Genomic DNA, 12,585 nt, shown 5'->3' on the forward strand with positions numbered 1-12,585 from the left:
GAGAGAGAGATGGTCAGGCGAGCCAACGAAACGAATTTGTTGTTTTCCGGTTCTGACTGGAATTTCGAGAAATTATCGCGGGCTTTTGAAGAGATCGAGGCGATCGCGGTCGACGAGTTGCATCTCGATACTTACCCGGTCCAGATGGAGATAATCTCCTCCCAACAGATGCTCGACGCCTACTCATCTATCGGCATGCCACTGATGTATCGGCATTGGTCGTTCGGCAAACATTTCCTTCACCAGGAGCTTCTTTACCGTAAGGGTGGTCGGGGGCTGGCCTATGAACTGGTCATCAACTCCAATCCCTGCATCGTCTACCTCATGGAGGAAAACACCATGGCGTTGCAGGCCCTTGTGACGGCCCACGCGGCGCTTGGCCACAATCATTTCTTCAAGAACAATCATCTGTTTCAGCAATGGACCGACGCCGGGGCAATCCTGGGTTATCTGGACTTCGCCAAGGGCTACATCGCCCGGTGCGAGGAGCGGCACGGCCTTGCAGCAGTGGAGGCCATTCTCGATTCCGCCCATGCCCTGATGGAACAAGGGGTGTTCCGCTACCACCGGCCGCCAAAGCTCTCGTCGGAGCGACAGCGCGAAGGGCTTCGCGAGCGCCTCGAATACGAAGAGCGCTCCTACAACGATCTGTGGCGCACGCTGCCGCCGTCGCAGAACAAAAACAAGTCCGGCAATGAGGATCAAGGGATGGCGGAGCGCAAGAGATCGCTCAACCTTCCCGAGGAAAACCTCCTTTATTTCCTCGAGAAGAACAGCCTGATCCTGGAACCCTGGCAGCGCGAGATCATCAGGATCGTCCGCGTCATCGCGCAATATTTCTACCCGCAGCGACAGACTCAAGTCATGAATGAAGGCTGCGCCACCTTCGTGCATTATACGCTCATGAACATGCTATTCGATCGCGGCCGGATCGGCGAAGGTGCCATGCTCGAAATCCTGCGCAACCATTCGAACGTGATCTTCCAGCCGGCCTTTGACGATCCCCGGTTTTCAGGCATCAATCCCTATGCCCTCGGCATCGACATGATGCAGGACATACAGCGCATTTCGACCGAGCCGACGGCGGAGGACCGCGACTGGTTCCCGGACATTGCAGGACATGGCAACTGGCGCGAGGTCCTGCTTGAGGCCTGGGCCAACCACCGCGACGAATCCTTTATCCGCCAGTACCTCAGCCCGAGCTTGATCCGAAAATGGCGGTTCTTCGTGCTTGGCGATGGAGCCGACAAACCGCATTTCGAAGTCGCGTCGATCCACAACGAACGTGGCTATCACAAGATACGCGCCCAGCTAGCCCACAGTTACGACCTTGGAGCGAATCGGCCGGACATCCAGGTGATTGATGTCGACCTGCTCGGCGACCGGCAGTTGCGGCTGCAACACAGGGTAAAGGATGGTGTTGTGCTCGAAGGGGCCAGCCGTGACGCGACGCTCCGCCATGTCCGCAGCCTCTGGGGCTACGAGGTCAGCCTGGTCGCAGTTGACGCTCAAACCGGTGCGACAATCCACGAACGGTCTACGAGCCAGATCGCGGCATAAGCTCGGCAAAGAGCGTCCTGTTGCGGGCCTGCTCGTTACCTCAGGCTTCGCCCGCCGGCCTGATCCTGATCCTTGCGATCCGGTTCTTGTCGCGCTTCATCACCACGAAGCGCTTGCCGTGGAAGGTGAAAGCCTGCTTTTCCTCGGGGATCGACTGCGTCTCGTGGATGACCAGGCCGGCAATGGTGGTCGCTTCCTCGTCAGGCAGGTTCCAGTCGAGCGCCCGGTTGAGATCGCGGATCGGGACGGTGCCGTCGACGACCACGGAACCGTCCGCCTCCTGCTTGACGCCCTGAATGTCGACATCGTGCTCGTCGGCGATCTCGCCAACGATCTCCTCGATAATGTCCTCCAGCGTCACCAGCCCTTCGACCTCGCCATATTCGTCGACGACGATGGCGAAATGCGCCTTGGCGCGCAGGAAGGCGTTGAGCTGTTCCTGCAGCGTGGTGGTGTCGGGCACGAACCAAGGCTTCGAAGCGATCTTCATCACGTCGATCCGGGAAAAGTCGTTGCCGACCTCGTTCAGCGCTCGCAGCAGGTCCTTGGCGTGCAGCACGCCGACAATGTTGTCGAGCGAGCCTTTCCACAACGGCATGCGGGTGTGCGGGCTTTGCAGGATCTCGCGCACCACCGCTTCCGGCCCATTGTCGGCATTGACCGAGCGCATATTGGTGCGGTGGACCATGATGTCGGAGACTTCGAGCTCGGCGAGATCGAACAGCCCGCCGACGCGGTCGCGGTCCTCTCGCACCATCTGGCCGTCGCGGCGGAAATCGTCGACCGCGCCGCGCAACTCGTCCTGGGTCGAGCGCTGCGGCTCGATGCGCGACAACTCATAGCCGAACATGGCAAGCAGGCGCGTGCGCACGGCCAGGACCAGCAGGATGAGGATGGCAAGGAAGGCGACGACGGTCCAGCCAGGCTCGTTGATCATCGCGGCCGGCTTTCCTGGCCCGGGTGGTTTTCCCTGAGGAACGAAAGCACTTCCGACGCCGGTACATCCTTGGCAATAAAAGCCTGGCCAACGCCGCGCGTCAGGATGAAGGTCAGCGCGCCGCGCGACACTTTCTTGTCCTGGGTGATGAAGCCAAGCAGCGCCTCGGCATCGGGCAACTCACCAGGGATGTCGGCCATCCGCCAGGGTAGACCGACGGCGCGAAGATGCGCCTCGACCCGCGCCGCGTCGTCCGGGCTGGCCAGATTGAGCCTTGCGGAAAAGCGGTGCGCCAGCGCCATGCCGATGGCGACGCCTTCGCCATGGACGAGGCGGGCGCCATCATACTGTGTGGCGCCTTCCAGCGCATGGCCGAACGTGTGGCCAAGATTGAGCAGTGCGCGGTCGCCGGTTTCGAACTCGTCGCGGGCGACGACATCGGCCTTGGCGCGGCAGGCCTCGGCAATCGCCTCCGCCCGTTCCGCACCACCGGCGAACACCTTTTCCCAGTTCGCTTCCAGCCAGGCGAAAAACGCCGGTCGGTCGATCAACCCGTATTTGGCAAGCTCGGCATAGCCGGCGCGAAATTCGCGGATCGGCAGCGTGTCGAGCACTTCGGTGTCGGCCAGCACCAGCTTCGGCTGATGGAAGACGCCGACCAGATTCTTGCCGCGCGGGCTGTTGATGCCGGTCTTCCCACCGACCGAGGAATCGACCTGCGCCAGCAGCGAGGTTGGAATCTGGACGAAATTCATGCCGCGGCGCACGATGCCGGCGGCAAAGCCGGTGAGATCGCCGATGACGCCACCGCCGAGCGCAATGACGACATCGCCGCGCTCCAGCTTGGCGGCGAGCACGCCGTCGACCACCTCTTCGAGATGGGCAAAGCTCTTGGTCTTTTCGCCGGCCGGCAAAGTGATGACGGCAGGCTGGATGCCGCCTGTTTCCAGACCGGCCTTCAGCGCGTCGAGATGTGCCGCCGCGACATTGTCGTCGGTGACCACCGCCGCCCTCGTGCCGGGCAGGCGGCGCGAAATCTCGGCGCCGGCGCGCGCCAAAAGGCCAGGGCCGATCAGGATGTCATAGGCGCGCTCGCCAAGGCCGACCTCGACAGTGACCTGTTCGCTCACAGCCGCACCTCGCCCGGCGCAGTCGGAGCCGGAATGCCGAAATGCCCGCACAGCGCGTCGACAACCTCCGTCGCAATGACCTCCTTGCGGTCGTCGCGTGTCGGCACGGTGATGTTGGACGTGGCATAGACCGGGTAGCGCTCGCCCATCAGTCGCTCGAGCACGGCGCGCGGATCGGCGCTTTTGAGCAACGGCCGGTTCTGCTTCTTGGACACGCGCTCCATCAACAGGTCGATCTCGGCCTTCAGCCACACCGACACGCCATGCCCGGCGATCGCTTCCCGCGTCTGCGCATTCATGAACGCGCCGCCGCCGGTCGACAGCACCTGCGGCCCACTCTCCAGCACGCGCAGGATGACGCGCTGCTCCAATGCCCGGAATTCGGTCTCGCCATAGCGTTCGAACAGTTCCGGCACCGTCATGCGCGACACGGTTTCTATCTCCTGGTCGCTGTCTACGAAGGGCAGCGACAGCATCGTCGCCACCTTGCGGCCGATCGCCGTCTTGCCGGCGCCCATCAGGCCGACAAAGACGATCGAGCGGCTGCCCAGCCTGTCGAGCAGCGCGGCATGGCTATCGCCGGGAGGATTTGCTGGTAACGCGTTCATGAGACCATGCTGTTTCTAAGCCGTCTTTGCCGGCGTATCGACATCAAAAGCCCGTTTGCGTCAAGCATAGCGCCTTTCGCACGCAGAGCCCTTCGTCCTTGAATTGACGGAATTAGCGTCCCATAAGGACACAGGGCTTGGAATCGCAGAGCAAGAAGACGGGCGAAGATTGATGCCGACACTGTTCCGCTTTGTCGTGACGATGATGATTCTTGCCGGCATTGCCTATGGTACGATGGTGGCGTTGGCGATGTTCGTCGAGCCGAAAAAAGCCGAAATCACCGTGCGCATTCCACCGGAAAAGCTGAACCCCAAGAAAAACTGACCCAAAACTGACCCCTGGAACATGAACAGCGCGGCTCGCATCGAAGCCTTTCTCGAAATGATGAGCGCCGAACGCGGTGCCGCTGCAAACACGCTGTCTTGCTACCGCCGTGATCTCGAAGACGCTTCGCAGCAGATTGCCGGCGGGCTTGCCGCTGCCGCCGCAGTCGACATCCGCGCCTATCTCGACGACATCGCAGCGCGCGGCTTTGCGTCGACGTCGCAGGCGCGCAAACTGTCGGCGATCCGCCAGTTCTTCAAGTTCCTCTACGCCGAGGGCTTGCGCGGCGACGACCCGACCGGCACGCTGGACAGTCCGAAAAAGGGCCGGCCGCTGCCCAAGACGATGAGCGAGGCCGATACCGGTCGGCTGCTCGACCGTGCGGCGCTTGAGACAGGCGATGGCGTCAATGGCGACCGGGTGGCGGCACTGCGCCTGCACGCTTTGGTCGAGGTGCTCTATGCCACCGGCCTGCGCGTCTCCGAACTTGTCGGCCTGCCGGTGACCGTCGCCCAGCGCGACGACCGCTTCTTCATGGTGCGCGGCAAGGGCGACAAGGAGCGCATGGTGCCGCTGTCGGCCAAGGCCCGCATGGCGATGCGGGCATGGCTCACGGCCCGGGCGTCGGTGCCGGCTTTCGCCGACAGCCCGTTTCTGTTCCCGGCCGCCAGCGACAGCGGCTTTCTCTCCCGGCAGGTCTTTGCCCGCGACCTCAAAGGCCTTGCCGCGCGGGCCGGCATATCGGCGGCCAAAATTTCGCCGCATGTGCTGCGCCATGCTTTTGCCAGCCATCTCCTGCAGAACGGCGCTGATCTCAGGGCGGTGCAGCAGCTGCTCGGCCACGCCGATATCTCGACCACGCAGATTTACACGCATGTGCTGGAAGAGCGGTTGGTGCGGCTGGTCAACGATCATCATCCGCTTGCCGACTAGGCCTCATATCGCTATGTGAGGGCAACGTGCCCGCGCGGAGCCTACATCTGCGCGATGTTTGCCTTCCGACGCATCGGTCCGCTCAAGAATGTACAATTACCTCGATTTCGAAAAGCCGGTGCAGGACCTTGAACTCAAGATCCTCGAGCTGAAGAAGCTTGCCGAGAATGGCGAGGCGGTCGATGTCGGCGACGAAATCAGCCGGCTCGAGAAGCGCGTGCGCGACGCGCTGCGCGACATCTACAAGGCGCTGACGCCGTGGCAGAAGGTGCAGGTCGCGCGCCACACCGACAGGCCGCATTGCCTCGACTACATCAAGGGTCTGTTCAGCGATTTCACGCCGCTCGCCGGCGACCGCAATTTCGGCGAGGACCAGGCGATCATCGGCGGCTTCGCCCGATTCCGCGGCGAACCGGTGGCCGTCATCGGCCAGGAAAAGGGCTCCGACACGGCGAGCCGGCTCAAGCACAATTTCGGCTCGGTGCGCCCTGAAGGCTACCGTAAGGCCGTGCGGCTGATGGAACTTGCCGACCGCTTCCAGATTCCACTTCTGACGCTGGTCGACACCGCCGGCGCCTACCCCGGCGTTGGCGCCGAGGAACGCGGCCAGGCGGAAGCCATCGCCCGTTCAACCTCGGCCTGCCTCGGCCTCAAAGTGCCATCGATTTCGGTCGTCATCGGCGAAGGCGGTTCGGGCGGCGCCATTGCGATCGCCACCGCCAACCGCGTCTACATGCTGGAACACGCCATCTATTCGGTGATCTCGCCGGAAGGCGCTGCCTCGATCCTGTGGCGCGACACCACGCGCTCGAAGGATGCGGCGACCAATATGAAGATCACCGCCCAGGACCTTCTGGAAATGAAGATCATCGACGCCATCATTGCCGAGCCGCTCGGCGGCGCCCAGCGCGCGCCCGAAACGGTGATCGCCGCCACCGGCGACCTCATTGCCAAGACGATGAAGGAATTTGCCGGCGCCAATACCGATTTTCGCGAGCAGCGCCGCGAAAAATACCTGGCGATGGGCCGCAGCCTCTGATTTCGGCGGGCAACGCACCGCAATGTGGCGTCAAGGAGCAATTTCGCCATAAAAATGCCGCCGCATTCGGCTCAATAAAAAATCCGTGACACCGGGCGAATTGCCGTGGGGGACGCCGTCCGACGCTTGCGGTAAGGAATTTTCAAGGTTAACGGGCTTAGGGTGTCCGTCAGTGTTCAGCATACCGGACCGGGCGCTATCCGGCCCGTGACGCGAGAAAAAGACATAGCCGTATCCATGTTTACCAAGCTTGCCCGCACCGCACTTCTGATCGCCGCGCTTGGCGTTGCCGGCTGCAACGATTCCTCTATGAAGAATTTTGCGCCGGAAGCCAGCAAGCCGCTGCCGGACAAGATCCTGGCCGACATGAAGGCCAAGGGCATGATCCGCACCTCGTCGGTGATGGCTCGCATCTTCAAGGAAGAAGGCAAGCTCGAAATTTGGAAGGCCAAGACCACCGGCCGCTACGAGATGGTCGCCAGCTACGACATCTGCAAATGGTCGGGCAAGCTCGGCCCGAAATACACCGAGGGCGACCGCCAGGCGCCGGAAGGTTTCTATACGGTCCGCCCGTCGCAGATGAATCCGCGCTCGAACTATCACCTGTCCTTCAACATCGGCTATCCCAACGCCTATGACCGTGCCAATGGCCGCACCGGCGCCAATCTCATGGTGCACGGCGCCTGCTCGTCGTCGGGCTGTTATTCGATGACCGATCCGCAGATCGAGCAGATCTACGCTTTTGGTCGCGATGCCTTCCAGGGCGGCCAGACCGAGTTCCAGATCCAGGCCTTCCCATTCCGCATGACCGCCGCCAACATGGCGCGTTACCGCAACGACCCGAACTATGAGTTCTGGAAGATGCTGAAGGTCGGTTACGACAATTTCGAGATCACCAAGGTGCCGCCGAAAGTCGATGTCTGCGACAAGCGCTATGTCTTCAACCAGGTGGCGCCCGAGGGCACGACATTCGATCCGACCGGCGCCTGCCCGGCGACCACGCAGCCGGATTCGCTGAAGAGCGCACTCAACGCCTATCAAAGCAGCTATGACGCGGCCTTCACCGGCGCGGTCAAAGCCAGCGTGCCGGCGCCCAAGCCGACCATTGCCGGCATCAAGGAAGCCGCCATCGTTTCCGAATGGTCGAAGCGCCGCGCCCGGGGCGAGCGCGTGCCGATCGAACCGCCGTCGCTGAATTCCGACGGCACGCTGACCGAGACGGCGCGCATGGGCCGCATCGATTCGCCCGCCGGCCGCAAGATGGCGGCGCTGGACGCAGAGAAGGAAGCCAAGCGCAAGGCCGAGGAACAGCGGGTTGCTGCCATCGAGGCTGCGAAAGCCGCCAAGGCCCAGGCACTGGCTGAAAAGCAAGCCGCAAAGGCCCAAGCGCTGGCCGAAAAGGAAGCAGCCAAGCAGGCCCCCCAGCAGCCGGTCGCCACTGCGAGCGTCGAGGCGGTGCCTGCAGAACCGCCGGCGGACGAAAGCCGGATGTCGAAGATCAAGAACAAGCTGCTAGGCATGTTCGGCGGCTGAGGTTTTTCGCCTTGCCGATGCATGTCGCCCAAAAGTGCGCAGCGGTTTTGGGACAAAGACATGCATGAAGACAAACAAACAAATCACACCGCGATCTATGACCTCAAGGGCCTGAACTGCCCCCTGCCCGTTCTCAAGGCGAAAAAACGCTTGGCGGCAATGCAGCCGGGCAGCCGGCTTTGGCTGGAGACCACCGACCCGCTGGCGGTCATCGACATCCCCGCCTTTTGCGCCGACGCTGGCCACCAGCTTGTTGAAACATCAGCCGTCAGCGGCGGCCACCGCTTCCTGGTCGAACGCGGCGCATAGCGAGCCTGACAATCAGCCCCCGGCTATCGCCAGCGGATTGCTCTCCAACGCCGCGCGATCCGGCGTGTCGATCGACGGCCGGTTGGTGAAGGCGGAAAACAGCCGGCGCACATAATCTTCCGGCATATCGAGCGTGATCAGCACCAGCCTGGTGCCGCGTTGGCCGTCCGGCCAGGCCAGCAGCCGCGCCGGCGGATGCAGGATCTTCTGCACCCCGTGGACGACAAGCGGCCGCGACGGGTCCTCCGCAAGCTCGATGACGCCCTTCATCCGCAAAAGCTTGTCGCCATGCGCAGAACGCAGCAGGTCGAGGAACATCTCGATCGCCGAAAACGGCACCGGGCCGTCATGGACCAGCGAGTAGGAGCGCACGCGGGAATCGTGGCGGTGGTGGTGCTCATGCTCGCCGTGGTCATGATCATGATGATGGTGGTGCTCATGGGCGGCTTCTTCGCCGAGCCAGCGCCGGACATCGGCGGATTTGGTCGCCGGATTGTAGAGGCCGCAATCGAACAGCGCCGTGACGCCGGTTCGGCCGTCGCCGGCGTCCAGCACCACGGCGCCTGGATTGAGCTGATGGAGTCGCGTTCGCAAAGCATCGACGTCGCCGGGATCGCTGGCCAGATCGACCTTGGTCAGCACGATGCGATCGGCGACCGCCACCTGCTTGACCGCCTCGACATGGCCGTCGAGCGTCGCATTGCCGTTGACCGCGTCGACCAGCGTGATGACGCCATCAAGTCGGAAGGCCTGCACAAGGGCGGGATGCGCCATGATCGACTGCAGCACCGGCGCCGGATCGGCGAGCCCGGTGGTTTCGACAACGACGCGGGCAAGGCGGGCGATACGGCCGGTCTGCAGCCGGTCGACGAGGTCAGCCAGCGTATCGACCAGTTCGCCGCGCACCGTGCAGCACAGACAGCCGTCGGACAACTGGATGATGCCGTCCGAGGCCTGCTCGACCAGCAGGTGGTCGATCGCCACCTCACCGAATTCGTTGATGATGACGGCCGTGTCGACCAGTGCCGGATCTTTGAGCAGCCGGTTGAGCAATGTCGTCTTGCCGGCGCCGAGGAAGCCGGTGACCACCGTGACGGGTATCGGAAAGCCAACCATCGCCTAGTTCGCGGCTTTGACCAGCTGGTCGCCCTGCACCGCGGTTGCCTGGCCCACCACGGCCGGTTCGGCGCCCTTTGGCGCCGGAATGTCTGGCCGCCAGCTCGGCAGCGGCACATCGGCGTATTCCTGGCCGCCCTGGTCGCGCATCGCCTTCGGCGCCGGCCCGGTGGCGCCGCCGAGGCCGACTGCAACCAGCGTCGGCACGTGGTCGAGCTTTTCCTGATAGGGCGATTTCGGCACGTCGGCGCCCTTCGCGGCCACCGGCGGAGCCGCCTCGGACTGCTCGTGCGGCGCCTTCTTCCTGCAGATCTCATCATGCATGTCGTTGGGTGACATTGTATCGCCATAGGAAGGCATGGCCGCGACCGTGAGCCAGTTCGGGTCGGGCATGGCAAAGCCCTGGTCAAGCAGCCTGGCGGCGGTCTCGGCACGGCTGATCGCCGATTTTTCGCCGAGCACGACCGCGACCAGCGTGCGGCCATTGCGTGTCGCCGAGCCGATCATGTTGAAGCCCGAGGGACAGACGAACCCGGTTTTCATGCCGTCGGCGCCTGGATAGCGCCCGATCAAGAGATTGTAGTTGGAGATCGCCTTCTTGCCGACGGCAAGGCCTTCGATCGAGAACCAGGGGGCGTATTGCGGGAATTCCTTGCGGATCGCCATCACCAGCAGGGCAAGATCGCGCGCCGTCGTGTACTGCTCCGGCGAAAACAGGCCGTTCGGATTGACGAAATGCGTTCCGGTCATGCCAAGCCGCGCCGCCTCCGCATTCATGCGAACGGCGAATCCGGCCTGCGAGCCGCCTATGTTTTCGCCGATGGCCATGGCGATATCGTTGGCCGATTTGACCAGCATCATCTTCAACGCATTGTCGAGCCGCATCACCGAGCCCGGCTTGAAGCCCATCTTGCTCGGCGGTTCGCCCGCCGAATGCTTGGTCACCTTGATCGGTGAATCGAGCTGGACCTCGCCGGCGGCAATCGCCCGGAAGGTGACATAGGCGGTCATCAGCTTGCTCAGCGAAGCGGGATACCAGCGCTTGAATGCGTCCTGGTGCTGCAGAACCTTGCCGCTGTTGAGGTCGAACAGGATCACCGGATTGGCCAAAGCTGGCCCAGCCAGCATGGGTAGCGCCAAGCCGCCCGTTAGCAGTAATTTGAGGATATGGCTGTGCCGCATCATGGAATCCGAAATCGCCTCTTGCCGTAGTCGCCCCTGGCTCCGTAAGATTTCGTTACGCGATGGCCAGCATGACCTGATCCGGCCCTCAATTTCCGGATCACATTGTCTGGGGTGCTATTTACCCTATGTGACGCCAAGATGGCAAAGTGCCAAGATGGCAACAAGCATGGCAATCACAATTGCAATCAAGCAGGCCAGATCGTCTGCTCCAACAGCGAGATGGAACCATTATGCCGATTCTCAACCGCGCCGCCGAGATGCAGGATGAAGTTGCCGGCTGGCGACGCCATCTGCACCAGACGCCAGAACTGAATTTCGATGTCTTCAAGACCGCCGCCTTCGTCACCGAGAAGCTGAAGGAATTCGGCTGCGACGACGTGGTGACGGGCCTCGGCAAGACCGGCGTGGTCGGCATCATCCATGGCCGCAAGGGGCAAGGCGCGACCATCGGCTTGCGCGCCGACATGGACGCGCTGCCTATCAACGAGATCACCGGCAAGCCCTATGCCTCGACCATTCCCGGCAAAATGCATGCCTGCGGCCATGACGGCCATACGGCGATGCTTTTGGGCGCCGCCAAATATCTGACCGAAACGCGCAATTTCGCCGGCTCGGTCGCGGTTATCTTCCAGCCGGCGGAAGAGGGCGGCGGCGGCGGCAACGAGATGGTCAAGGACGGCATGATGGAGCGTTTCGATATTTCGCGAGTCTTTGGCATGCACAACATGCCGGGCCTGCCGGTGGGCCAGTTCGCCATCCGGCCGGGCCCGATCATGGCGGCGACCGCCGAGTTCACCATCACCGTGAAGGGCCGCGGCGGCCATGCGGCGATGCCGCACGGCACGATCGACCCGATCGTCATCACCAGCCAGTTGGTCGGCGCCCTTCAGACGGTCGCTTCGCGCAGCACCGATCCGGTCGAGGCGGTGGTGGTTTCGGTGACGAAGTTCCACGCCGGCGACGCCTACAACGTCATTCCCGAGACCGCCGAGATTGCCGGCACGGTGCGCACACTGAAGAAAGAGATCGCCAAGAAGTCGGAAGAGCGCATCCGCACCATCTGCGAAGGAATAGCCACCGCCTTCGGCGCGACGATCACTGTCGACTATGACGCCAACTATCCCGTGACCTTCAATCATCCGGAAGAAACGGTCTTTGCCGGCGATGTCGCGGCACATGTCGCCGGCGACACCCAGGTCCACCGCGCCATCCAGCCGGTGATGGGCGGCGAAGACTTCTCCTACATGCTGGAAGCCCGCCCTGGCGCCTTCATCTTCATCGGCAATGGCGAGACCGCCGGCCTCCACCATCCGGCCTACGACTTCAACGACGAAGTCATCCCGCACGGCATGAGCTACTGGGTGAAACTGGCCGAAACGGCGCTCGCAGCCTGACATATGCCGCCGAAAGGCCGGCCGATTAGCCTTCGGCCGGCCTTTTCATTGCCTTCGGCGAGCCTCTTGGCGAAACGATCCGAAGCGGCTATGTGTCGGGCCGCGTGGTCCCGTAGCTCAGTAGGATAGAGCGGCAGATTCCTAATCTGTAGGTCACAGGTTCGATTCCTGTCGGGATCACCAGCAAGATCAAAGGCTTGGTGACTGAGATAGCCTGTCGGCATGTTGCAGCACTGATGGACTGGTTTTCGGTGATTTTCACGGACGCGACCAAGCAAGCAGCCTGACTTTAGTTCCATAGAAAAGTCCATCCCTGAGGTCTCAGGAGCGAGCTTTAAGCATCTACAGCCGCGAAGAGAATCGACCTCTTGCAAGTACAATTCCAGATCGAGCGATGGTTCCCAGTCGATCCGTTACGGTCTGAGTTCGGCGCCGCCAACTCAACCAAGCCGGCCGTATCCTAGCTGGCAACCAGGGGCACCGTGACGGTCGTGGCGTAATTTATCGGATACTGGT

The 12,585-nt window shown here is 62.5% G+C and carries 12 protein-coding genes and 1 tRNA gene; 8 read left to right on the forward strand and 5 right to left on the reverse strand.

Annotated features, from left to right (window positions below; translation table 11 throughout):
* Positions 1-9 precede the first annotated feature (9 nt).
* The gene (locus NKI32_RS25535) at positions 10-1,560 is read left to right on the forward strand and encodes a SpoVR family protein (protein WP_023711702.1); all 1,551 of its coding nucleotides are present in this window, start codon (positions 10-12) and stop codon (positions 1,558-1,560) included.
* Between the two features lie 40 nt (positions 1,561-1,600).
* Here the strand turns inward: NKI32_RS25535 and NKI32_RS25540 are convergent, their stop codons facing one another.
* From NKI32_RS25540 to NKI32_RS25550, 3 genes are read right to left on the reverse strand one after another with little or no spacing between them, the layout of a single operon-like run.
* Complete coding sequence (locus NKI32_RS25540) at positions 1,601-2,497, reverse strand: HlyC/CorC family transporter (protein WP_023711701.1); 897 nt, start codon at positions 2,495-2,497, stop codon at positions 1,601-1,603.
* Positions 2,494-3,627 (reverse strand): 3-dehydroquinate synthase, encoded by a 1,134-nt coding sequence (gene aroB, locus NKI32_RS25545; protein WP_352916847.1) that lies wholly within the window; start codon positions 3,625-3,627, stop codon positions 2,494-2,496. The genes NKI32_RS25540 and aroB overlap by 4 nt, the downstream gene beginning before the upstream one ends.
* Positions 3,624-4,235 (reverse strand): shikimate kinase, encoded by a 612-nt coding sequence (locus NKI32_RS25550; RefSeq protein ID WP_023670667.1) that lies wholly within the window; start codon positions 4,233-4,235, stop codon positions 3,624-3,626. Before NKI32_RS25550 ends, aroB begins: the two co-directional genes overlap by 4 nt.
* 172 nt (positions 4,236-4,407) lie before the next feature.
* Here NKI32_RS25550 and NKI32_RS25555 point away from each other — a divergent pair, with 172 nt between their 5' ends.
* The 5 genes from NKI32_RS25555 to NKI32_RS25575 all read left to right on the forward strand — a co-directional run bounded on the left by NKI32_RS25555 (position 4,408) and on the right by NKI32_RS25575 (position 8,374).
* On the forward strand, positions 4,408-4,560 hold the full coding sequence (locus NKI32_RS25555) for a hypothetical protein (protein ID WP_023670666.1): 153 nt from the start codon (positions 4,408-4,410) through the stop codon (positions 4,558-4,560).
* Between the two features lie 21 nt (positions 4,561-4,581).
* The gene (locus tag NKI32_RS25560; protein ID WP_353004158.1) at positions 4,582-5,493 is read left to right on the forward strand and encodes a site-specific tyrosine recombinase XerD; all 912 of its coding nucleotides are present in this window, start codon (positions 4,582-4,584) and stop codon (positions 5,491-5,493) included.
* Positions 5,494-5,581: 88 nt separating this feature from the next.
* Positions 5,582-6,532, forward strand: a complete 951-nt coding sequence (locus NKI32_RS25565) for an acetyl-CoA carboxylase carboxyltransferase subunit alpha (protein ID WP_023670665.1) — start codon at positions 5,582-5,584, stop codon at positions 6,530-6,532.
* Between the two features lie 237 nt (positions 6,533-6,769).
* The gene (locus NKI32_RS25570; protein ID WP_023694055.1) at positions 6,770-8,065 is read left to right on the forward strand and encodes a L,D-transpeptidase family protein; all 1,296 of its coding nucleotides are present in this window, start codon (positions 6,770-6,772) and stop codon (positions 8,063-8,065) included.
* Between the two features lie 60 nt (positions 8,066-8,125).
* A complete protein-coding gene (locus NKI32_RS25575) occupies positions 8,126-8,374 on the forward strand; it encodes a sulfurtransferase TusA family protein (RefSeq protein WP_027050749.1) in 249 nt (82 codons plus the stop codon).
* A gap of 12 nt (positions 8,375-8,386) precedes the next feature.
* Here NKI32_RS25575 and NKI32_RS25580 read toward each other — a convergent pair whose 3' ends face one another.
* Both NKI32_RS25580 and NKI32_RS25585 read right to left on the reverse strand, forming a co-directional pair.
* Positions 8,387-9,490, reverse strand: coding sequence for a CobW family GTP-binding protein (locus NKI32_RS25580; RefSeq protein WP_352511838.1), 1,104 nt, complete (start codon positions 9,488-9,490; stop codon positions 8,387-8,389).
* Between the two features lie 3 nt (positions 9,491-9,493).
* On the reverse strand, positions 9,494-10,672 hold the full coding sequence (locus tag NKI32_RS25585) for a D-alanyl-D-alanine carboxypeptidase family protein (RefSeq protein ID WP_352459792.1): 1,179 nt from the start codon (positions 10,670-10,672) through the stop codon (positions 9,494-9,496).
* 233 nt (positions 10,673-10,905) lie between these two features.
* Between NKI32_RS25585 and NKI32_RS25590 the strand changes: the two genes are divergently transcribed.
* Together NKI32_RS25590 and NKI32_RS25595 are read left to right on the forward strand one after the other, a co-directional pair.
* Positions 10,906-12,069 (forward strand): M20 aminoacylase family protein, encoded by a 1,164-nt coding sequence (locus NKI32_RS25590; RefSeq protein WP_023699100.1) that lies wholly within the window; start codon positions 10,906-10,908, stop codon positions 12,067-12,069.
* A 106-nt stretch (positions 12,070-12,175) separates the two neighbouring features.
* Positions 12,176-12,252: transfer RNA gene (locus NKI32_RS25595), tRNA-Arg, on the forward strand.
* Positions 12,253-12,585: the final 333 nt, after the last annotated feature.

Origin of the sequence: Mesorhizobium sp. M0761 (genome assembly GCF_040320205.1) — a bacterium.
Lineage (GTDB): Bacteria > Pseudomonadota > Alphaproteobacteria > Rhizobiales > Rhizobiaceae > Mesorhizobium.